At 70.3% G+C, this 20,907-nt stretch carries 16 protein-coding genes and 1 tRNA gene; 7 read left to right on the top strand and 10 right to left on the bottom strand.

Annotated elements, in window-relative coordinates; translation table 11 throughout:
• The first annotated feature begins 2 nt into the window (after positions 1 to 2).
• The 5 genes from hisD to TthTMY_RS07325 all read left to right on the top strand — a co-directional run bounded on the left by hisD (position 3) and on the right by TthTMY_RS07325 (position 4,823).
• Complete coding sequence (hisD, locus tag TthTMY_RS07345; protein WP_223903136.1) at positions 3 to 1,241, top strand: histidinol dehydrogenase; 1,239 nt, start codon at positions 3 to 5, stop codon at positions 1,239 to 1,241.
• Positions 1,238 to 2,035 (top strand): ABC transporter substrate-binding protein, encoded by a 798-nt coding sequence (locus TthTMY_RS07340; RefSeq protein WP_096410799.1) that lies wholly within the window; start codon positions 1,238 to 1,240, stop codon positions 2,033 to 2,035. The genes hisD and TthTMY_RS07340 overlap by 4 nt, the downstream gene beginning before the upstream one ends.
• A 35-nt stretch (positions 2,036 to 2,070) precedes the next feature.
• Positions 2,071 to 3,375 (top strand): S8 family peptidase, encoded by a 1,305-nt coding sequence (locus tag TthTMY_RS07335; protein ID WP_096410798.1) that lies wholly within the window; start codon positions 2,071 to 2,073, stop codon positions 3,373 to 3,375.
• A gap of 35 nt (positions 3,376 to 3,410) precedes the next feature.
• The gene (locus tag TthTMY_RS07330) at positions 3,411 to 4,556 is read left to right on the top strand and encodes an LCP family protein (protein WP_223903135.1); all 1,146 of its coding nucleotides are present in this window, start codon (positions 3,411 to 3,413) and stop codon (positions 4,554 to 4,556) included.
• A 179-nt stretch (positions 4,557 to 4,735) separates the two neighbouring features.
• Positions 4,736 to 4,823, top strand: a tRNA-Leu gene (locus TthTMY_RS07325).
• A 45-nt stretch (positions 4,824 to 4,868) separates the two neighbouring features.
• Here the strand turns inward: TthTMY_RS07325 and acnA are convergent.
• The 7 genes from acnA to TthTMY_RS07290 all read right to left on the bottom strand — a co-directional run bounded on the left by acnA (position 4,869) and on the right by TthTMY_RS07290 (position 15,615).
• A complete protein-coding gene (gene acnA / locus TthTMY_RS07320; RefSeq protein ID WP_096410797.1) occupies positions 4,869 to 7,577 on the bottom strand; it encodes an aconitate hydratase AcnA in 2,709 nt (902 codons plus the stop codon).
• A gap of 159 nt (positions 7,578 to 7,736) precedes the next feature.
• A complete protein-coding gene (locus TthTMY_RS07315) occupies positions 7,737 to 8,483 on the bottom strand; it encodes an alpha/beta hydrolase (protein ID WP_096410796.1) in 747 nt (248 codons plus the stop codon).
• Positions 8,480 to 11,779 (bottom strand): efflux RND transporter permease subunit, encoded by a 3,300-nt coding sequence (locus tag TthTMY_RS07310; RefSeq protein WP_096410795.1) that lies wholly within the window; start codon positions 11,777 to 11,779, stop codon positions 8,480 to 8,482. The genes TthTMY_RS07315 and TthTMY_RS07310 overlap by 4 nt, the downstream gene beginning before the upstream one ends.
• Positions 11,776 to 12,951, bottom strand: a complete 1,176-nt coding sequence (locus tag TthTMY_RS07305) for an efflux RND transporter periplasmic adaptor subunit (protein WP_223903134.1) — start codon at positions 12,949 to 12,951, stop codon at positions 11,776 to 11,778. Before TthTMY_RS07305 ends, TthTMY_RS07310 begins: the two co-directional genes overlap by 4 nt.
• A 3-nt stretch (positions 12,952 to 12,954) precedes the next feature.
• On the bottom strand, positions 12,955 to 13,926 hold the full coding sequence (locus TthTMY_RS07300; RefSeq protein WP_096410794.1) for a TolC family protein: 972 nt from the start codon (positions 13,924 to 13,926) through the stop codon (positions 12,955 to 12,957).
• On the bottom strand, positions 13,923 to 15,188 hold the full coding sequence (locus tag TthTMY_RS07295) for a TolC family protein (protein WP_096410793.1): 1,266 nt from the start codon (positions 15,186 to 15,188) through the stop codon (positions 13,923 to 13,925). Before TthTMY_RS07295 ends, TthTMY_RS07300 begins: the two co-directional genes overlap by 4 nt.
• The gene (locus TthTMY_RS07290; protein WP_096410792.1) at positions 15,181 to 15,615 is read right to left on the bottom strand and encodes a MarR family winged helix-turn-helix transcriptional regulator; all 435 of its coding nucleotides are present in this window, start codon (positions 15,613 to 15,615) and stop codon (positions 15,181 to 15,183) included. Before TthTMY_RS07290 ends, TthTMY_RS07295 begins: the two co-directional genes overlap by 8 nt.
• A gap of 161 nt (positions 15,616 to 15,776) precedes the next feature.
• Between TthTMY_RS07290 and TthTMY_RS07285 the strand changes: the two genes are divergently transcribed.
• Together TthTMY_RS07285 and TthTMY_RS07280 are read left to right on the top strand one after the other, a co-directional pair.
• Complete coding sequence (locus tag TthTMY_RS07285; RefSeq protein WP_096410791.1) at positions 15,777 to 17,117, top strand: hemolysin family protein; 1,341 nt, start codon at positions 15,777 to 15,779, stop codon at positions 17,115 to 17,117.
• Positions 17,098 to 17,472, top strand: a complete 375-nt coding sequence (locus TthTMY_RS07280; protein ID WP_096410790.1) for a cytidine deaminase — start codon at positions 17,098 to 17,100, stop codon at positions 17,470 to 17,472. The genes TthTMY_RS07285 and TthTMY_RS07280 overlap by 20 nt, the downstream gene beginning before the upstream one ends.
• Here the strand turns inward: TthTMY_RS07280 and TthTMY_RS07275 are convergent.
• Genes TthTMY_RS07275 through TthTMY_RS07265 form a run of 3 tightly spaced genes read right to left on the bottom strand, consistent with a single transcriptional unit; the run spans position 17,469 to position 20,907 of the window.
• Positions 17,469 to 18,146, bottom strand: coding sequence for a hypothetical protein (locus TthTMY_RS07275; protein ID WP_223903133.1), 678 nt, complete (start codon positions 18,144 to 18,146; stop codon positions 17,469 to 17,471). The genes TthTMY_RS07280 and TthTMY_RS07275 overlap by 4 nt on opposite strands.
• Positions 18,134 to 18,985: a dihydrodipicolinate synthase family protein gene (locus TthTMY_RS07270; protein ID WP_096410789.1), complete on the bottom strand. Its 852-nt coding sequence runs from the start codon at positions 18,983 to 18,985 to the stop codon at positions 18,134 to 18,136. The genes TthTMY_RS07275 and TthTMY_RS07270 overlap by 13 nt, the downstream gene beginning before the upstream one ends.
• Complete coding sequence (locus tag TthTMY_RS07265; RefSeq protein ID WP_096410788.1) at positions 18,982 to 20,907, bottom strand: hypothetical protein; 1,926 nt, start codon at positions 20,905 to 20,907, stop codon at positions 18,982 to 18,984. Before TthTMY_RS07265 ends, TthTMY_RS07270 begins: the two co-directional genes overlap by 4 nt.

Here is a 20,907-nt window from a genome sequence, read left to right as displayed (position 1 = left end):
GCATGATCTACGCCGCCGAGGAGGTGCGGGCCCGTTTCGCCCGCCGGGGCCTCTCCTTTGACCCCACGGTGGAGGAGATCGTGCGGGGCATCCTGGAGGCGGTCCGGGAGGAAGGGGACGAGGCCCTGGACCGGTTCAGCCGGGACCTGGACGGCTACCCGGTGGAGGAGGTCCCCAAGCGGGCCTGGCGGGAGGCCTACGAGGACTTGGACGAGGACCTCAGGGATGCCCTGGAGACGGCCCGGGAGCGCATAGAAGCCTTCTACCGGGAGGAGGCCCGGGGCGGCTTCCTCCGGGCCGAGGGGGGCGGGGTGCTGGCCCAGCTCGTCCGCCCCCTGGAGCGGGTGGGGGTCTACGTTCCCGGGGGAAGCGCCCCCCTCCTCTCCACCCTCCTCATGACCGTGGTCCCGGCCAAGGTGGCGGGGGTGCGGGAGGTGATCGTGGCGAGCCCCCCCAAGGTCCACCCCGGGGTCCTGGCCGCCGCCTGGGTGGCCGGGGCCGACCGCCTCTTTGCCATGGGCGGGGCCCAGGCCATCGCCGCCCTGGCCTACGGCACGGGGCGCGTCCCCCGGGTGGACAAGATCGTGGGGCCGGGGAACCGCTACGTGGTGGCGGCGAAGAGGCTCGTCTACGGCACCGTGGGCATTGACGGCCTCGCCGGCCCCACGGAGACCATGATCATCGCCGACGGCTCCGCCTCTCCCAGGCTCCTCGCCGCCGACCTTCTCGCCCAGGCGGAGCACGGCCCCGACTCCGAGCCCTGGCTCCTCTCCCCGGACCGGGCCCTGTTGGAACGGGTGGAGGCCGAGCTTTTCCGCCAGCTCCAGGACCTCCCCCGGGCGGAGATCGCCCGGCAAGCCCTGGAGAAGGGCGGGCTCGTCCTCACCAAGGACCTGGAGGAGGCCTTCGCCCTCGCCAACCTCTACGCCCCCGAACACCTCTCCCTCGCCCTCTCGGACCCCCTCCCCTGGCTGGAGAAGGTGCAGAACGCCGGGGGGGTCTTCCTGGGGGAGGGGAGCCCCGAGGCCTTGGGCGACTACATCGCCGGGCCCAGCCACGTCATGCCCACCTCGGGGACGGCCCGCTTCCAGGGGGGGTTGGCGGTGCGGGACTTCCTGAAGGTGATCCCGGTGGTGGGCCTTTCCGAGGGCACGGCCCGGGAGCTCGCCCAGAAGGGGGCGCTTTTGGCCCGGGCGGAGGGCCTCGAGGGCCACGCCCGCTCCCTGGACCTCAGGCGATGAGGCTCTTCCACGAGCTCTTAGGCCCCCTGGAGCTTCCCGACCGTTTTCTTCGCATCGTCTCCCTGGCCCCGAACCTCACCGACGCCCTCTTCGCCCTGGGGGTGGGGGAGAGGCTCGTGGGCCGGAGCGCCTTCTGCCACCGCCCGGCCCAGGTCCTCTCCCTTCCTGTGGTGGCCTCCTACACCAAGACCCGCCTGGAGCTCCTGAGGAGCCTAAAGCCCGACCTCGTTCTCCTCTCCACCGGGGTCCAGCGGGAGCAGGCCCTTAGGCTCAAGGAGGAGGGCTTTCCCGTCTACGCCGTGCCCCTCCCCACGAGCCCCTACGGCATTCTGGAAAACCTCTCCACCCTGGGCCACCTCCTGGACCTGGAGGAAAGGGCCACCGCCCTGGCCCACGAGCTCGCCCTCCGCTACGCCGCCCTGAAGGACCGCTTCGCCCTCCGGGTCTACTTTGAAATGGACCTGGGCGGGCCCATCACCGTGGGCCGGGGGAGCTACATCGCCCAGGCCCTCCTGCACCTGGGCCTGAGGCCCCTCTTCCTGGACGTGCCCCAGGCCTACTTCACCCCGGACCTGGAGGAGGTGAGGCGGAGGGCCCCGGACCTCTTCCTCTACGAGCCCAAGCCCTGGGGCAAAAACCCCCTGGAGAAGGCGAGGGCCCTGGCCCGGGAGAGGGGCTGGGACTTCCCCGTGGCGGCCACGGACGGGGACGAGCTCGCCCACTACGGGCCCATGTTCTTCGGCTTCCTGGAGAAGCTCGCCCACCGGGTGGAGGAAACCTTAGCCCAGGCTTAAGGCGGGGCCTGGAGGGGCGGCGTATATTGGAGGCCATGAAGCGCCTGCTCTTTGGGCCCCTTCTCCTCTCCACGGCCCTCCTCCTCACGGCCTGCCCCCAGAATCCGCCCCCGCCCGTGAACCCCGCCGAGTGCCCGGTAGATCCCCTGCGGGTGCAGAGCCTGGATGCTCCTTCTAAGCTGCACGGTTTGGGAAGCTTTGAAGGGGAGTTCGTTCCGGGGGAACTCATTGTAGTGCCCAAACCAGGTCTTTCCCTTCAGAGCTTGCGGGCCTCAGGAGTAGAGCCCCAGGCCCAGCTTGCCCTGGACGTAATCAAGGTGAAGGTTCCCCATGGGGAGGAGAAAGTCCGAGCGGAAGCCCTTTTGCGAGCAGGTGCTCAGTATGTCCAGCCCAACTACGTTTACCGGCCTTTGCGGGCTCCGAATGACCTCTATTACCCCGATCAAAGCGCCTACTTGAATCGGTTGGTGCGTTTAGAAAGCGCTTGGGACTTCAGCACAGGCAGGGGATGCCCGCCCCTTGTGGCCGTTCTAGACACGGGAGTTCTTGCCCACGAGGACTTTCATGCCAGCAAGTACCTCCCCGCCGGGGTTAACCTGGACGTGGCTGACGGAGATGCCAATCCCACGGACGACTCGGCTCCCAACAATTGGGGGCATGGTTTAGAGGTGGCCTCGGTCTTGGGGGCGGATACCAACAACTCTAAGGGAATAGCAGGGACTACCTGGGGTGGATACGTCGTTCCAATCAAGGTTTTCTACCGGGGTGGTGGAGCCACGTATGAAACCCTTTTCAAGGGGGTTCGGTTAGCCCGCCAACTGGGGGCCCAGGTCATCAACATTTCGCTGGGGGGTAACGACTATGACGAGGTTCTGGATGAGGAGCTGGCCCGGGCTCGGAACGAGGGGAGGGTTATTGTAGCTGCGGCGGGAAACTACGAGACCGGGAATGGGGGACCGGTTATGTTCCCTGCCAGCAGCCCCAACACTCTCGCTGTGGGTGCGGTAGATCTCCTTAAAAGACGGGCGAATTTTTCGGCCTATGGCCCCGAGCTTGACCTAATGGCTCCAGGGGTGGAGGTTTTGGCGGCAGGCCCTTCAGGCAACTATCGCTTTGTGAGCGGCACCTCTTTGGCTAGCCCCATCGTGGCCGGAGTGGTGGCCCTCTACATGAGCAAGTACGCCAGCGAGCGGAAGGCGTGGCCTAGCCCGGACCAGGTCTACCAGTGCCTCATCAACACCGCCGAGGACCTGGGTCCTGCCGGTTTGGACCCGGAATACGGCTTCGGCCTTCTCCGGGCCGACCGGGTGATGACGGACACCACCTACTGCTTCCCCTAATCCGCCTCACCCAAAGGGGGCTACACTAGGGCTTCGTGTGGCGGCGGGCGCTCCTTTTCCTGGCCCCTGCCCTCCTCGTGGGGGTTTGGGCCTTTCCCCTTCTGGGCCCTCTCTTCCGGCATGGGGCGGTCCCTAACCCCTTCGCCCTGAAGGAGCCCTTCACCCTTTTGGTCTACGGCTCGAGCCCCGAGTACGTGGGCTACCACAAGAGGGCCCCGGAGCGCTTCCGGGGCCTCGCCGACACCATCCTCCTCGTGCGTCTGGACCCTGGGGCGAACCGGGTGGTGCTCCTCTCCGTGCCCCGGGACGTCTGGGTCCTGCTTCCCGGCCACGGCTGGCACAAGGTGAACGCCGCAAGCCCCTTGGGGGGGCCGGAGCTCATGAAGGAGGCCGTGGCCCGGATCACGGGGGTGCGCCCCGACCGCTACGTGGTGGTGAGCCTCGAGGCCCTCCGCCGGGGCGTGGACGCCTTGGGGGGGGTTCGGGTCTGCGTGGAGAAGCCCATGCGCTACCGGGACCAGGCGGCGGGGCTTGTTATAGACCTGGAGCCCGGTTGCCAGGTGCTTAGCGGCGCGCAGGCGGAGGGCTACCTCCGCTTCCGCAAGGACGCCCTGGGGGACATCGGCCGCATCCAGCGCCAGCAGGCCTTCTTCCACGCCCTGAAGGACCAGCTTTTCTCCCTGCCGGGCCTCCTCCGCCTCCCCCGGGCGGTGGCGGCGGTGGAGCCCTACGTGGCCACCGACCTCACCCGGGGGGAGAAGGGGGCCTTGCTCGGCTTCCTCCTCCGCAGGCCCGCCTTCGTGAGCCTCCTCCTTCCCGGGCGGTTCGCCGGGGGCTGGGCGGTGGACGAGGCGGCCTGGGCCCGGCTTCGGGCGGTCTACTTTGAGGGCCGGGAGGCCTGGGGAGAGGCCTTGGCGGGGAAGCGGGCCGTGGTCCTCTTCGGGCCTGGCCAGGAGGCCCTGGCCCAGGAGGCGGCGGAGCGGCTTAAGGCCTTGGGCCTCTCGGTGAGCCTGCGGGAGCTCGCCCTGGTCCCCGAGCGCACGGAGGTGCTGGAAAACGGCCCGGGCCGCCTCGCCCAGGCCTTGGGCGAGGCCCTGGGCGTTCCCTACCGCGTTTCCGGGGAGGCGGCCTTGGGGGCGGACCTCGTCTTGCGCCTGGGCAGGGGGGGGCTTCCCCGCTGAGGCCACCCCATGCTGGCCCAAGCCAGCATGGGGGCCCCTGCAAAAGGTTCCTAGGGAGCTCGTCGGGCGAAGGACACCGGATGAGCCCTCCACCGCGGCCTTCGCCCTGGGAAAGGGCCTCGGTTCGGGCCTCCCGTGTTGCGCAACCCCCACGTGGCTCCTTAGGATGAAAAGGGCCCGCCGGGGTGGCGGAACGGTAGACGCTGCGGACTTAAAATCCGCTGGGGGGTAGCCCCCGTACGGGTTCGAGTCCCGTCCCCGGCACCAAAACGCCCCGGGCCTAAAGCCCGGGGCGTTTTCCCTCGCGTGGGCTTACTCCGTGGCCTTGGCCTCCTTCAGCATGTTGAGGAGCACGGTCTGGAGGATGCCCCCGTTCTTGTAGTAGTCCACCTCCACGGGGGTGTCCAGGCGGGCGATGGCCTGGAAGCGGACCTCGCTCCCGTCCTCCCGCCTCGCCACGACGTCCACGAGCTTCCTGGGCTTCAGGTCCTCGAGGCCCAGGATGTCGTAGACCTCGTACCCCGTGAGCCCCAGGGTCTCCCGGTTCTCTCCCGGCAGGAACTCCAGGGGCAAGACCCCCATGCCCACGAGGTTGGAGCGGTGGATCCTCTCGTAACTCTCCGCGAGCACCGCCTTGATGCCGAGGAGGTAGGTGCCCTTGGCGGCCCAGTCGCGGCTAGAGCCGGTGCCGTACTCCTTCCCGGCGATGACGAGGAGGGGCGTGCCCTCCGCCTTGTAGCGCATGGCGACGTTGTAGACGAAGTCCACGTCCCCCTCAGGGAGCTTCTTGGCGTAGCCGCCCTCAATCCCGTCCAGCATGAGGTTCTTGATGCGGATGTTGGCGAAGGTGCCCCGCATCATCACCTCGTGGTTGCCGCGCCGGGAGCCGTAGGAGTTGAAGTCCTCCGGCTTCACCCCCTTGCTCAGAAGGTACTGGCCGGCGGGGCTCTTCACGGGGATGGCCCCCGCGGGGGAGATGTGGTCCGTGGTCACGGAGTCGCCGAGGACGAGGAGGACCCTCGCCCCCCGGATGTCCCCCACCTTCCGCTCGCCCAGGTCCTCAAAGAAGGGCGGGTTCTGGATGTAGGTGCTCTCCGGGTCCCACTGGTAGAGCTCCCCGGTGGGGGCGGGGAGGGCCTGCCAGCGCTCGTCCCCTTCAAAGACCTTGCTGTACTCCTTCTTGAAGAGCTCGGGGTCCAGGGTCTTCCGGATGGCCTCCTGGATCTCCTCCATGGAGGGCCAGATGTCCTTGAGGTAGATGGGCTTGCCGTTGGGATCGTAGCCCAAGGGCTCCGTGGTGAAGTCCACGTCCATCCGGCCCGCCAGGGCGTAGGCCACCACCAGCATGGGGCTCGCCAGGTAGTTGGCCTTCACGTGGGGGTTGATGCGGCCCTCAAAGTTGCGGTTCCCGGAGAGGACGGCGGCCACCACCAGGTTCCCCTCCTCCACGGCCTTGGCGATGTCCTCAGGGAGGGGCCCGGAGTTCCCGATGCAGGTGGTGCAGCCGTAGCCCACCAGGTGGAAGCCCAGGGCCTCGAGGAAGGGCATGAGCCCGCTCATCTCCAGGTAGTCCGTCACCACCTTGGAGCCGGGGGCGAGGGAGGTCTTGACCCAGGGCTTCCGGTCCAGACCCGCCTCCACCGCCTTCTTGGCGAGAAGCCCCGCCCCGAGCATCACCGAGGGGTTGGAGGTGTTGGTGCAGCTCGTGATGGCGGCGATGACCACAGAGCCGTGGGTGAGCTCAAACTCCTCGTCCCGGCGCTTGACCAGGACCTTCCTCTGGAGCTGGTCCTCGGAAAGCCCAAAGCCCCGCTCCTTCACGGGCTTGGTGAGGTGGGCGAGGAAGCTCTTCTTGACCTCCTTGAGGGGCACCCGGTCCTGGGGGCGCTTGGGGCCCGCCAGGGAGGGCTCCACCGTGGAGAGGTCCAGCTCCAGGTACTCGGAGTACCGGACCTTCTCCTCCGCCTCCGGGGTGCGGAAGAGGCCCACCGCCTTGGTGTAGGCCTCCACCAGCTCCACCAGCTCCTCGGGGCGGCCCGTCTGGCGGAGGTAGTTCAGGGTCTCCTCGTCCACGGGGAAGAAGCCCATGGTGGCCCCGTACTCGGGGGCCATGTTGGCGATGGTGGCCCGGTCGGGGGTGGAGAGCTTGGCCACCCCGGGGCCGTAGAACTCCACGAACTTGCCCACCACCCCGTGCTTGCGCAGGATCTCGGTGACGGTGAGGACGAGGTCCGTGGCCGTGGCCCCTTCGGGGAGCTCCCCGTAGAGCTTGAAGCCCACCACCCGGGGGGCGAGCATGTAGTAGGGCTGGCCCAGCATCACCGCCTCGGCCTCAATGCCCCCCACGCCCCAGCCCAGGACGCCCAGGCCGTTCACCATGGTGGTGTGGCTGTCGGTGCCCACGAGGCTGTCGGGGAAGGCCAGGGTGAGCCCATCCCGCTTTCCGGTCATCACCACCTTGGTGAGGTACTCAATGTTCACCTGGTGGACGATGCCCGTGCCCGGGGGCACCACCCGGAAGTTCTCCAGGGCGTTCTGGGCCCACTTGAGGAGGAGGTAGCGCTCCCGGTTCCTCTCGTACTCCTTCTCCACGTTGTAGAAGAAGGCGTAGGCGGTGCCGAAGGCGTCCACCTGGACCGAGTGGTCAATGACCAGGTCGGCGGGCACCACGGGGTTGATGCGCTTGGGGTCGCCGCCCTTGGCCTTGACGGCGTCCCGCATGGCGGCGAGGTCCACCACCGCCGGCACCCCGGTGAAGTCCTGGAGGATGACCCGGGCGAGCTTCAGGGGCACGTTGATCTCCCCGGGGTCGGGCCGCCAGCGGGCCAGGGCCTCAATGTCTTCTCGGGTGACCTGGTAGCCGTCCTCGTTGCGCAGGAGGCTTTCCAGCATCACCCGGATGGAGAAGGGGAGGCGGGAGACCTCCGCCACGCCCTTCCTTTCCAGCTCCTGGAGGTCGTAGTAGCCGTAGGTGCCGCTTTTCGTGGTCAGGGTCTTTAGGGTTTGGAAGCTGTCCTTCATGGTCCTCCTTTCCCTTCCCCCATTCGGGTAAAGGGCGATCCTGGACGCTTGCTTTTGGGGGAAGATTCCAGCCCGAGGGGGAGCGCCCGCCCCGGCTACCTCCACTATAGCATTCCCAGAAGGGGCGCGGCGTGGCCCGCCTGGCTCCGGTCCATGCCCCTAGTGCAACGCCTCCGGAGAGGGAGGCGTGTCCCACCCCAGGCCCTCGAGGAACAGGAGGACCTCCTCCCGGACCTCTTCCCACAAGGCCTCCCGGGGGCGCGTGGCGGGCCTGTCCCCCCTTTGCGGGCCGTAGGCCCCGAAGCCCGCGTGGTTCAGCCCCTCCACGAAGACCACCCGGGCGCCCCTGGGAAGCCTTTTGGCCACCTCCCTGGCCTTTTCGGGGGGCAGGAGGCCGTCTTCCGTGCCGTAGAGGGCGAGGGTGGGGAAGGTCTCCTGGGAGAGGTCTTCCTCGGGGTAAGCGGCGAAGAGGACGAGGGGAAGCCCTTCCCGGGCCGCCACCCCCGCCGCCACCACCCCGCCCAGGCTGTGCCCCCCCACCACCAGGGGAAGCCCGGGGTGGGCCCGCCCCGCCTCCAGGGCCCGGTCCTGGCCGAGGAGGGCGATCCCCTGGGGCACCCGGAGGAGGACCACCAGGTACCCGTTTCCTGCGAGGGGGGCGAGGACAGGGGCGTAGGCCAGGGGCTCCACCCGGGCCCCCGGGTAGAAGGCGAGGAGGGCCTTGGGGGCCCGGGGGAGGACCTCGAGGCCGTAAGGGGCCTCCCGGGTCCTCAGGCCCTCGAGGGCGTCCAGGGCCACGGGCTCCGCCTTCAAGGGGCGGAAGAGGAAGAGGACGAGCCCCGCGGCCAAGGCGGCGAGGGCCACCGCCCCCAGGACCACCGCGAGGACCACCCGCCGCGCGCTCATCCCTCTCCCCCTTTCCGCGCGAGGCGCCCCTCCACCGCGAAGAAGGCGGCGGGGACCACGAAGAGGGTGAGGAGGGTGGAGGAGAGCATCCCCCCCAGGATGATCACGCCCAAGGGCCTGCGGTACTCCGACCCTTCTCCGGCCCCGAGGAGGAGGGGGAGGCTGATGATGAGGACGGTGAGGGTGGTCATGAGGATGGGCCTAAGCCTGAGCCTGGCCGCCTCCACCAAGGCCTCCTTGAGGGGCTTTTCCCGCATGCGGCGGGAGGCGAAGTCCAGGAGGAGGATGGCGTTCTTGGTCACCAGGCCGATGAGCATCACCACCCCTAAGACGCTGATCACGTCCAGGCCCGTGCCCAGGAGGTAGGTGAGCCAAAAGGCCCCCACCAGGGCCAAAGGCACGGGGAGGAGGAGGTAGAGGGGGTAGCGCCAGGCGTTGAACTGGCTGGCGATGACGAGGTAGTTGAGGACGAGGGCGAGGCCGAAGGCGAGGGGCGCGAGGGAGGCGAGCTCCTCCGTGAAGCTCCCAAGCCCCGAGGCCACGAGCTCCACCCCGTCCCCGAGGAGCCCCGCCGCCCTAAGGTCCTGCTCCAGCTCCGCCTGGACCTGGAGGGCGCCCGGGGCCTCGGGCTTGAGGTTGATGTTGATCCCGGCGGCGTAGGCCTGGTTGCGGCGGGAGATCAGGGTGGGGGAGGGGCGCTCTTCAAACCGGCCGAGGCTTCCTAAGGGCAGGAAGGCCTGGAGGGCGGGGGCGTAGACGGGGAGGGAGAGGAGGTCGGCCTCGCCCCCCAGGCGCAAGGGGTCCGCCTGGACCACCACGGGGAACTCCTCCCCGCTCCTCCGGGCGGTGGCCGCCTGGGTCCCGGAGAGGTAGAGCCTCAGGGTCTGGGCCAGGTCCTGGGGAGTGAGGCCGGTGCCGGAGAGCCTCGCCGGGTCGGGGACGAAGACGCGCTCCCGCTGGGTGGCCTCCAGGGTGCTCTTCACGTTCAGGACGTAGGGCTTTTCGGCGATCCGTTCCACGATGGCCTGGACCCGGGCCTCCAGCGCCTCCCGGTCGGGGCCGGTGACGAAGAACTGGAGGTCGGCGTCCCCCGCCTCGGGGCCGGTCTGGGCCAGGACGCGGAGGTCCGCCCCAGGGAAGTCCTTAAGCGCCTCCTTGCCCTCCCGATTGAAAACCTCGGTGAGGGTGAAGATGTCCTGCCGCTCCCCTTTGGGCTTGAGGACGATCTGGAGCTGGACCCGGGAGGGGTCCCCCACCTGGGCCCCCCCGGTGGCGCTCGCCCCCACGGTGGTCACCACCCGCTCCACCGCCGGGTGGGCGAGGAAGTAGGCCTCTAGGGCCCGCGCCGCCCGGTCGGAGACGGAGAGGGGCGTGTCCTTGGGGAGGAGGAGGGTGGCGGTGAGCACCCCGGTGTCCGCGCGGGGGGTGAAGTTGAAGGGGATCCGGGGCAGGATGGGGAAGACGGAGAGGAAGGCGAGGCCCGCCAGGCCCAGGACCAGGTAGGGCCGGGCGAGGGCGGCCTCCAGGGCCCGGGCGTACCCCTCGGTGAGCCTGCGCACCCCCCCCTCCGTGGCCTCGTGCAGGAGCCGGGTCAGGGCCCCGGCGAGGTCCAGAAGGAGCCTTCCCACATAGCGCCCAAGGCCGAGGAGGGCCGGGTAGAGGACGAGGAGGAGGAGGTGGAGGGGGCCTTGGCGGTAGAGGAGAAAGGCCACGCCGAGGCCGAGGAGGAGGCCCAAGGCGGTGCGGAAGCCCCGGCGGTAGGCCCAGGCGAGGTCCTTGGGGAGGAGGAGGGCCGCCCGCAGGGCCTCCTTGAGGGTGGGGGGGTCGGGGTCGGGGAAGTAGGCGAGGCGGACGGTGAGGAAGAGGAGGGCCTCGAGCCAGCTCACCCCGATGGCCGCCGCCATGCCCAAGCCGAACTGCTGGAAGATCTGGCCGATGAGGCCCGGGAGGAAGCTTATGGGGAGGAAGACGGCGAGGAGGCTGAGGGTGGCCGCGGCCACGGCGGCGCTCACCTCGCTCGCCCCCTTGAGGACCGCTTCCTTTAGGCCGAGCCCCATGCGGCGGTAGCGGTCAATGTTTTCCGCCACCACGATGGAGTCGTCCACCACGATGCCCACCGCCACGGTGAGGGCGAGGAGGCTGATGAGGTTGTAGGTGAAGCCCAGGACGCCGAAGAGGAGGATGGCCCCGGAGAGGGTGATGGGGATGGCCAGGATCACGGAGAAGACGGAGTTGAGCTTCCCCAGGAAGACGAGGACCACCAAGGAGACGGCCAGGGCGGCCAAAAAGGCCTCCCGCACCGTGTCCTCCACCGCGGCTTGGATGAAGCGGGTGGTGTCCAGGGCGACCTCCGCCCGGTACCCGGGGGGGAGGGAGGTCTCCTCCAGGGCCCGCTTCACCCCCTGGGCCACGGCCACGGCGTTGGCGTCCGGCGTCTTGACCACGGCCAGGACCACGGCGGGGCGGCCGTTCACCCGGTTCAGGGTGGTGGGGGCCTCCCGGGCCTCCTCCACCCGGGCCACGTCCCGCACCCGGACGCCCCGGCCCGGGTCCACCAGGACCTCGGCCACCTCCAGAGCGGTGCGGGGGGTGGCGCGTAGGGTGTAGACCAGGCGCCGCTCCTCCTCCGTGAGGGCCCCCAAGGGGAGGTTGAGGGCCGAGGCGGAGAGGGCCTGGACCACCTGGAGGGGAGGGATCCCCAGGGCCTGGAGGCGGTCGGGGTCCAGGTAGACCTTGATGGCCGTCTTGGGGGCGCCCGTGAGCCGGATGTCGGCCACGCCGGAGACCAGCTGGAGGCGGGGCTTGAGGGTCCTTTCCGCGTAGCGGAGGACCTCGGCGAGGTCCTCCCCCGGGGCCTCGAGGGCCAGGTAGAGGATGGGGCTCGCCGAGGGGTCAAACTTCTGCACCACGGGGGCGGAGGCATCCTTGGGGAGGGTGCTCCGGATGGCGGCCACCTTCTGGCTCGCCTCCACCGCCCCCTGGTCCACGTTCACCCCCTGCTTGAACTGGACGAAGACCAGGCTGAACCCCTCCGTGGAGCTGGAGCCGATGACGTCCACCCCCGTGAGGGTGGAGAGGGCGTCCTCCAGGGGCTTGGAGACCTGCTCCGCCACCTCCTCGGGCCCGGCCCCGGGGTAGCTGGTGGAGATGGCGATGACGGGGACGCTGAACCGGGGAAGGAGCTCCACCCCAAGCCCGAGGCCCAGAAGGAGCCCCACCAGGACCATGCCCACGAAGATGGAGGTGGCGAAGACGAAGCGCTCCACGAAGAAGGCCACCAGGGGGTTTTCCCTCACGGCACCACCTCCACGGGGTCGCCGTCTTCCAGCCCCTCGGGCACTGGGTAGACCACCGCCTCCCCCGCCTTAAGGCCCGCCACGGCGGCCTGGCCTCCCTCCTGGGCGAGGAGCCGGACGGGCCGCTTCCGCGCCCGGCCCTCCTCCACCACGTAGACGAAGGCCTCGCCGCCCTCGGCCCGCACCGCCCCCGCAGGAAGCAGGAGGCCCTCGGCCAGGACCTCGGGGTAGCGCACCTCCGCCGCCCCGGGGAGGAGGGAGGCTGTGGGCCTCAGGGTCACCTCCACCAGGCGGTTCTGCCCGGGGAGGTCGCTTTTCGCCTGGAGGCGGGCCTCCACCTCCTTGCCGTTTTGGCGCACGCGGAAGGCCGTGTCCTCCGTGAGGGCGGCCGCCCGCTCGGGGGGGAGGTAGACCTTGACCAGGAGGCGGTCGGTGGTGGCCAGGCGGAAGGCCCGGCTCCCCGCCCCGGCGAACTCCCCTTCCTTCACGTAGACCTCCACCACCTCCCCGGCGAAGGGGGCCCGGACCACGCTCTCCCTGAGGTTCCGCTCCGCCTGCTGCACCTGGAGGCGGGCGGCCTCCACCTGGAGCCTGAGGAGGCGGAGGTCGTCCTCCCTTTCCAGGCGGGCCAGGGTTTCCTTGGCGTTCTCGTAGGCGCTTTGCGCCTGGAGGTACTGGGCCTCGAGGCCCTTGAGCTCGAGGGGGGCCAGGGCGCCCAGGGCGAGGAGGGCCTTCCCCTCCTCGTAGCGGCGCTTGGCCGCGGCGAGCTGGGCCTCGGCGGCGGCGAGCTGGGCCTCTAGGGCCTTCCGGTTCCCCTCCGTCTGGGCCTCGGCCCGGGCCAGGTTTTCCTCGGCCTGGCGCAGGGCGAGCCGGGCCTGGGCCAAGGCCTCCTGGAAGGGGGCGGGGTCCAGAAAGACCACCCCCTCCCCGGCCCGCACCCGGGTGCCCGCGGGGAGGGTCCGGACCACCCGGCCCGAGGCCCCCGCCGCCACCAGGCTCTCCTTCTCGGCCACCACGTTGGCCGAGGCCCGGGCCTCCCGGGTAAGGAGGCCGGGCTCGGCCTTGAAGGTCCGCACCTGGGCGCGGAGGGGGCCGGCCGTCTGGGGCACCTTCGCCTCCTTGGGGGCGCAGGCGAGGAGGAGGAGGGGAAGGAAGACGAGGAGGCGCTTCATGGCTCACCTCGTGGCGAGGAGGCCGTAGTAGGCCTTGAGGTAGGCGTGCTTGGCCTGCTCCAGGGCGAGCTCCGCCTGCAGGAGGTTGAGCTCCTGCTGGAGGAGGGCGAGGCGGCTTGCGAGCCCCGCCGCGAAGCGCGCCCTTTCCGCCTCGTACCGCTTCTTCGCCGCCTCCAGGGCCTCCTCCGCCCGGCGCACCCCCTCGAGGAGGGGAGGAAGCCCGCGGAAACGGGCCTCCAGGCCCACCCGGAGGGAGGAGGCGGCGCCGTCCAGCTGGGTCGCGAGGGCGGCGATCTGGTCCTCCAGGGCGTCAATGTCCTTGCGGGCGGCGAAGCCCTCGTCCAGTAGGGCCCGCTGGGCCTTGAGGAGGGCGAGGGAGTGGCGGAGCTGGAGGAGGTCGGCGTTTTCCTCCAGGAGGGTTTCCACGAGCCCGGCCTCGGGAAGCCCAGGGAGGTCCGCCACGGGCTCGGGCTCCCAGGGGCCCACGAGGTTGGCGAGCTGCGCCTGGGCGCTCTCCAGGCCCCTTTGGGCCTGGTCCAGGTTCTTCCGGGCCTCCTGGGCCCGGTTCTGGGCCTCGAGGAGGTCCAGGCTGGTGGCCCCGCCGCCCTTCACCCGGATCTCCGTGGCCTTGAGGGAAAGCTCCGCCACCTCCAAGGCCTTCTCCAGGACCCGGACCTGGAGCCTCGCCTCCACGACCTGGGTGTAGGCGGCGACGATCTCGCTTTCCGCCTGGGCCAGGGCGCGGCGGAGCCTGGCCTCGGCGAGCTCCAGGGCCTGGCGGGCCTGGAGCTCGTCCAAGGCGGTGCGCAAGGGGTCTTTCAGGGTGCGGTCCAGGTCCCGGGCCTTGGCCTGGACCTCGAGCCGGGCGTTCACCACGGCGGGCGCTTCCTGGGCCTTCTTGAGGGCCTCCGGCAGGGGCTGGGCGAGCCCCAGGGCCGTGAGGCCCAAGGCGAGGGCAAAGAGGGGCTTCTTCACGGGTTCACCTCCAAAAGTTCTCCGTAAAACTGGTAAAGCTCCATAAGCCGGTTCCTGAGGTTGTTTTCCGCCTGGAGGAGGCCGAGCTCCGCCTGGAGCAGGTTGAGCTCGGCCTGCAGGACCCCGAGGGGGCTTTCCAGCCCCAGGGCGAGGCGCTTTTGCGCCTCCTCAAGGGCCTTCTCCGCGGAGGCCTTGCGGCTTTGCGCCAGGGCCAAGGCGGACCGGGCCCCCAAAAGGCCCGCCTTGAGGCTCTCCTCCTGCAGGCGGGCTTGGCGGGAGGCGGCGAGGAAGGCCTCCTCCGCCCCCCGGGCCTGGGCCTGGGCGGCCTCCAGGGCGGCGAAGAGGCCGGGGGAGAGGGTGAGGGAGAGGCTTAGCCGAAGCTCCTCCGTGGCCCGGTAGCGGCCGCCCCCGGGCAGGGCGGTGGCCGCCTGGGCCGGGTTCTGGCGGGTGTAGGCCAGGGTGGGCTGGAGGGTCTTGCTGGAGAGGGAGAGGGTTAGGGTGTCGTGGCCGCTGGGGTAGCGGGTGTAGCTCCCCTGGAGGGTGGGGAGGAGGCTCCTTTGCGCCGCCTCCAAGGCGATCTGGGCCTCCAGGAGGTTCAGGCGGGCTTCCTCCAGGCTCAAGGGGGTCGTCCCCTTGGGCTCGGGGATGGGGGGCAGGGGGGCTTCCGGGTCCACCAGGTCCCGGGCCGCCTCCAGGGCGAGGGCGAGGCCCCTCCGCGCCTCCTCCAGGCGGTTTTGCGCCTCCTCCAGGGCGAGCTCCGCCTCCCTGAGCTCCTTGGGGTTCGCCTGGCGCTTCCTGGCGGCCTCCAGAGCCTTTTGCGTCAGTTCCAGGGCCTTTTCGGCGATCCGCACGCCGAGCTTTGCCTCCTGGTAGCGGCCGTAGGCGGCCACCGCCTGGGCCTCGAGGCCTGCGCGGGTCTTGCGGTAGGCGAGCTCAGCCCGCCTGAGGGCGATTTGGGCCCGCTCCACCCCGTCCGCCACCTCCCCGAAGGGGAAGGGGGTGAGGACGAGGGCGAGGGTGAGGCTCTGGGCCGACTCGGGGAGGCTTGCGCAGACCGCCTCCGGCTCGCAGGTGTAGCCGTAGCGGAGGTAGTTCCCCTGGACGTTCAGGGCGAGGGGGGCGGCCTGGGCCTCGAGGGACTTGCGGGCGGCGAGGAGGTAGGCCTCCGCCTGCTTGAGGAGGGGGTGGTCCTGGAGTGGGCTCAGGGCGGACTGGGCCAAGGCGGGGAGGGCGAGGAGGGGAAGGAGGAGAAGCCTACGCATCCCCCACCTCCGTGAGCTTGCGCAGGATCTGGAGGAAGGCGGCCTGCTCCTCCGGGGAGAGGCGGGCAAGCCTCCGGCCGAAGACGGCGAGCCAAAGCGCCTCCGCCCGGGCCGCCACCTCCCGTCCTTTGGGCGTGAGGAAGAGCTTCACCTTGCGGCGGTCCTGGGGGTCGGGGCTCCGCTCCACCAGGCCCTCCTCCTCCAGGGCGGCGAGGAGGTGGGAGACCTGGGAGGGGTGGACCTCGAGGAGCTCGGTGAGCTGGGAGGGGAGGTCCACCCCCTTGGCCAGGAGGCCGAGGAGGTGGGCCTTCCTCGGGGAGAGGCCTTCCTTGACGAGGAGCTCCTTGGCCTCGCTGTAAAGGGCGTGGGTGAAGGCGTACCCCAGCGCCGCAAGCTCCTGGACCAGGGGGGGCGGTGGTCCGTTCATACCGGGAAAAGATTAAGTCAAGTCAACTATTTAGTCAAGGCAACCTCCGTCCGCCTGGGCGGGCGCACGGGGGTTTCGCCCCATGGGATGCCCGGGCGGGGGCCGTGGGAAACCCTTTGGGGTACGTGGCGGCGGGCCTGGTGTAGAATGGCGGAAGGCGTATGGATCGTCCTCCGAGTCGGTGGCTTCTTCTTTTGGCCCTCGGTACCCCGGCTTTGGCGCAAGGCGAGGCGGCTTCCCCGGAAAACCCGTGGCTTTGGGCGGTCCTCGTCCTCCTCTTCGCCCTCTCCGCCTTCTTCTCCGCAAGCGAGACGGCCATCACCACCCTCTACCCGTGGAAGCTTAGGGAGCTCGCCGAGAGCAAGAACGGCCCTTTCCGCCTCCTTTCCGAGGACATCACCCGCTTCCTCACCACCATCCTGGTGGGCAACAACCTGGTGAACATCGCCGCCACCGCCTTGGTTACGGAGCTCGCCACCCGGGCCTTCGGCTCCGCGGGCGTGGGGGTGGCCACGGGGGCGATGACCTTCCTCATCCTCTTCTTCGGCGAGATCACCCCCAAGTCCCTCGCCGTCCACCACGCGGAGGCCATCGCCCGGCTGGCCGCTTGGCCCATTTACGGCCTCTCCGTCCTCTTCTACCCCCTCGGGCGCTTCTTCAGCCTCGTCTCCGGAGGGCTTCTCCGCCTCCTCGGCCTGGAGCCCCGGGGGACCCCTTTGGTCTCCGAAGAGGAGCTCAAGCTCATCCTGGCGGGGGCCGAGGAGTCCGGGACCATTGAGGCCCAGGAGGAGGAGATGATCCACTCCATCCTGGAGCTGGAGGAGACCCCGGTGCGGGAGATCATGACCCCGAGGGTGGAGATGGTGGCCATAGAGGCCGAGGCCACCCTGGAGGACCTCCTCGCCCTCTACCGGGAGCACCGCTACAGCCGGGTGCCCATCTACCGGGAGAGCGTGGACCACATCGTGGGGGTGGCCTACGTCCAGGACCTCCTCACCTACTACTGCGAGGAGGACCTCAAGGCCTTCAAGGTGACCTCCATCGCCCACCCCCCCTACTTTGTCCCGGAGAACATGGACGCCTGGAGCCTCCTCCGGGAGCTTAGGCGCCGCAAGGTGCACATGGCCATCGTGGTGGACGAGTTCGGGGGCACGGCGGGCCTCGTAACCCTCGAGGACGTAATGGAGGAGATCGTGGGGGAGATCTACGACGAGACGGACGAGCCGGAGGACGCGGCCATCCGGCGCCTTCCCGAGGGCTCCTTCTCCATTCAGGCCCAGACCCCCATAGACGAGGTCTCCGAGGTCCTGGGGGTGGAGCTCCCCGAGGGGGAGTACGACACCCTCTCGGGGTTTCTCTACGAGCAGTTCGGGCGCATTCCCGGCGTGGGGGAGAGCGTGGAGTGGCAGGGCTTCCGCTTCGTGGTGGAAAGCGCCGACCAGAGGCGCCTGGAGCGGGTTCGGGTGGAACGGGTGGTGGAGCGTGAACGCCAAGGCGGTTAAGGAAGTCCTGAAGGCCCACGTGGGGCAGGCTTACGCCCCCTACTCGGGCTTCCCCGTGGTGGCCCTGGTGGAGGCCGAGGGGGAGGCGTTTCTCGGGGTCAACGTGGAAAACGCCTCCTTCCCCCTCTCCCAGTGCGCCGAAAGGAACGCCGTGGCGGCCATGGTCCTCGCGGGGAAGCGCCGCCTGGAGCGGGTGCACATCTATAGCCCCAAGGGGCCCATCCCCCCTTGTGGGGGGTGCCGGCAGGTCCTCATGGAGTTCGGGGGGCCGGAGGTGGAGGTGGTCCTCCACGGGCCCGAGGAGGAGGTGCGCACCACCTTGGGGGCCCTCCTCCCCCTGGCCTTCCGCCTCTAGAGGTCCAGAACCAGGGTCTGGCTGAGGAAGCCCGGGACCTCGAGGCGAAGCTCAAGCCGCCCGCTTCCCCGCTCAAGCCCGGGCCTGAAGCCCACCACCTGGACCCTCGCCTCTCCCTTCGCCGGGAGGTCCGCCCGCACGGAAAGGCGCTGGCCCAGAAGGATGAGGGCGCCCTCCACGCGAAGGGGGAGGGGGTTCGGGTTTTCCAGGAAGAGGTTGACCCCGGCCCGGCGCACCCTTACGGGCTCCAAGGGGAAGGCGAGGCGGGCCTGGAAGAAGGTGAGCCGCCCGCCCAAAGTCTCCCCCTCCAGGGCCACTTCCACGCCTTCCCGGGAGAGGAGGGCCCGGGCGGTGGCCAGGGCCTCCCTGGGGGTGAGGCGCACGGGAAGGGAGGCCTCCTTCTCCCCGGGGGGGAGGGTGAGGTCTAAGGGCACCCTCACCTCCCCCACCCGAAGCCGCGCCCCGAAGGCGGCGAGGGGGAGGGGGAAGGGGTTCGGGTTGTGGAAGGCGGCCCGCACGGCGAGGAGCAGGGCGGGCTCAGGGGAAAGCTCCAGGCCCCGGATCTCCGCCCCGAGGAAGCGGGCCTCGGGGGGAAGGGGCCTTGGGGCGCAGGCGGCGAGGACCAGGAGGCCCAAAAGCAGGGAGAACCTCAACGGGCGGGCTACAGGACCCATCCTTCCTCCTTTAGGCTTTCCAGGACGGGGAGGAGCCTCCCCCAAAGGGGGCTTTCCGCCGGGTAGGGGGGCCTGGGGTAGCCCGCGGGGAGGCCCAGGTGCCGGAGGGCCTGCTTCAGGAGGGGCACCCCGCCCTTGGCGAGGAGGTCCCCCAGGGGGAAGAGCTTCTTCTGGAGCTCCTGGGCCTCGGCAAGCCTCCCCCCCCGGAAGTGGTCCAAAAGGGCCCGGTAGGCCCTGGGGGCGAGGTTCGCCGCGGCCAAAATCCCCCCTTCCGCCCCCAGGGCCAGGGCGCCGAGGAAGGTGGGGGCGTGGCCGGTGTAGACCCGGAACTCCCGGAGGCGGGCTTGGTAGAAGGCGATCCGGCCGAGGTCGCCGCTGGAGTCCTTGATGCCTAGGACGTTCGGGTGCCGGGCCAAGGCCTCCACCGCCTCGAGGGGAAGGTCCACCCGGGTGTTCTGGGGCACGTGGTAGAGGTAGAGGGGCATTCTCTCCGCCAGGGCCTCGTAGTAGCGGAGAAGCCCTTCCCCGAGGCTTCCGTGGTAGTAGCGGGGCGGGGTGGCGAGGAGGGCCATGGCCCCCGCGGCTTTGGCCTCCAAGAGGGCCCCTTCCGCCTGGGGCAGGGTCTCCTCCATGAGGCCCACCAGGAAGGGCTTCCTGGGCCTAAGGGCCCGGAGGCCCCGGGCCCTTTCCTCGGGGGTGAGGTGGACCCCTTCCCCGTTGGAGCCGTAAACGAGGAGCCCGTCCACCAGGGGTTCCAAGGCCGCGGCCAGCTCCCGGAAGGCCTCCTCGTCCAGCCTTCCTTCCCGGTCAAAGGGGGTGGGGATGGGGGGCAGGATCATGCGCGCCTCCAGGCCCCGGAGCTTAACACAAAGAGGAGGTGGAGGCCGTAGGCCGCGGCGAGGTAGAGGGGGCTTGAGCCCTGGAGGAGGGCCCACAGGCCGTAGGCGGCGAGGAGCAAAAGGACCACCCCAATCCCTCCGCCGAGGCCCAGGCTTCCCGGGAGGAGGAGGCGGAGGAAGAGGGCGTAGGCGGGGGAGGGCTGGCCCCGCCTTCTGGGGAGGAAGAAGGTGAGGAGGTGGTAGAGGGCGAGGAGGAGAAGGGCGGCGAAGGCCCAGGCCCGGTACCCCTCGGGAAGGGGGAGGGGGAGTTGGGAGAAGCCGCGCCAGGGGTCCTCGGCCAGGCGCCGCGCCTCCGCCTCGAGGAGGAGGGTGTAAAGGGTGCGGAGGGTGGGGGCGGGCTCCCTCGGCCCCCAGGGGTCGGCGCCGAGGCCGAGGAGGCTTTGCACCGGGCCGGACCAGGGGGCCTGCTCGTAGGCCAGGACGAGCTCCTTCTCCCCCAGGAGGGCGAGGGCGAAGGGCAGGGGCGCCCCTTCCCTGAGCAGGGCCCGGGCCTGGGTGGGGTTGTCCCGGAGGAGGGTGTACCCCTGGAGGGCCTTGGCCCCGGGGGTAGGGGGCAGGGACCGGGCCCAGGCCTGGGCCGCCGGGGTGAAGAGGGTCCCCTGGTCCAGGGGCGGGGCCCAGAGGGCGGCCCGGGCCTTGGCGTCCAGGCCGTAGAGGAGGAGGGCGGCGAGGGTGGCGAGGAAGAGGAGGAGGGCGAGGAGCCTTTCCCCTAGGCTGGCGTAGGCCAGGTGGAGGTGGCGCAGGCGCAGGAGGGGGTGGCGGAAGAACCCGCCCAGGTAGCCGCCGATGGGCCTCAGGTCCTTGAGCTGGGCGGGCAGGTAGAAGAGGAAGAGGTAGAGGAAAAGGGCCAGGTACGCCGTTCCCAGGACAAAGAAGGCGGGGGCGAGGAAGCCGAGGTCCGGCGGCCTCCAGGGGGCGGAAAGGGCCAGGGCCTCGCGCAGGCGGAGGGCGGTGGCCACCTCCCCTTGGGCCTCGAGGGCCTCGGCCATCTCCCGGAAGAAGGCCTCGGAGCCGGGGAAGAGGGGGGTGTAGCGCAGGAGGGCGAGGGTCAGGGCCTTGGCCCGGGCGGGGTCCTCGCCGAGGAGGGCGCGGGCCGCCTCCGCCATCCGTAGGACGCCCTCCTGGCCGAAGGGCAGTTCGGGCCGGTGGCCCCGGGCCCGGAGGTCCTGGCCGTAGGCGGCGAGGTCCTCCTCGCTCAGGGTCTCCGGGGGGAGGGCCCAGTAGGCGAAGTAGGGCCAGGGCTTGGGGGGGTTCAGGGCCAGGAGGAGGGGCCTGAGGGCCTTAAGGTCCTCCTCCTTGCCCTGGAAGGGGACGGGAGGGAAGGGGATGGGCAGGACCCGCTCCCCCTCCAGGAGGGCCTCGGGGCCCGGGCGGAGGGCGAGGACCTTTGCGGGGGCGAAGTGGTAGCGGACCCCCTCTTCTTTAAGGCCCGCCTCCACCACGAGGAGCCCTTGGGCCACGTAGACCCGCTCCCCCTCCACCAGGGGGCCCACCCAGGGGCCCTGGGGGAGGGGGAGGAGCCCCCAGGGGAGCTTGAGCCCCTCCGGGGTGAGCTCGGGCGGCGTGGGGGCGAGGAGGAGGAAGCGCCCCTCCAAGGCGCCCGAGGGCAGGTTGAGCCGCACCCGGTACTCCCCGGGGGCCTCGAGGGTGAGGGGGAGGGCGAACCTCCCTCCCTGGACCTCCACCTCCTCCACCCGGGCGCCCCCGGGGCCTTCCAGGGCCAGGGGGTAGCGCCCGTCGGGAAGCCCTTCCCCCGAGAGGGTGAGGGGCTCCCCCGCCACGGCCCCTTCCGGCAGGACGAGGCGCTGGCCGAGGCCTACCCCGAGGGCGAGGAGGAGCAAAAGGGGCCAGAAGCTCCGCAT

The organism is Thermus thermophilus, from assembly GCF_019974155.1.
Taxonomy (GTDB): Bacteria; Deinococcota; Deinococci; order Deinococcales; family Thermaceae; genus Thermus; species Thermus thermophilus_C.
Note: the sequence above shows the minus strand (reverse complement) of the source record. Positions and strands in the feature narration are given on the sequence as shown.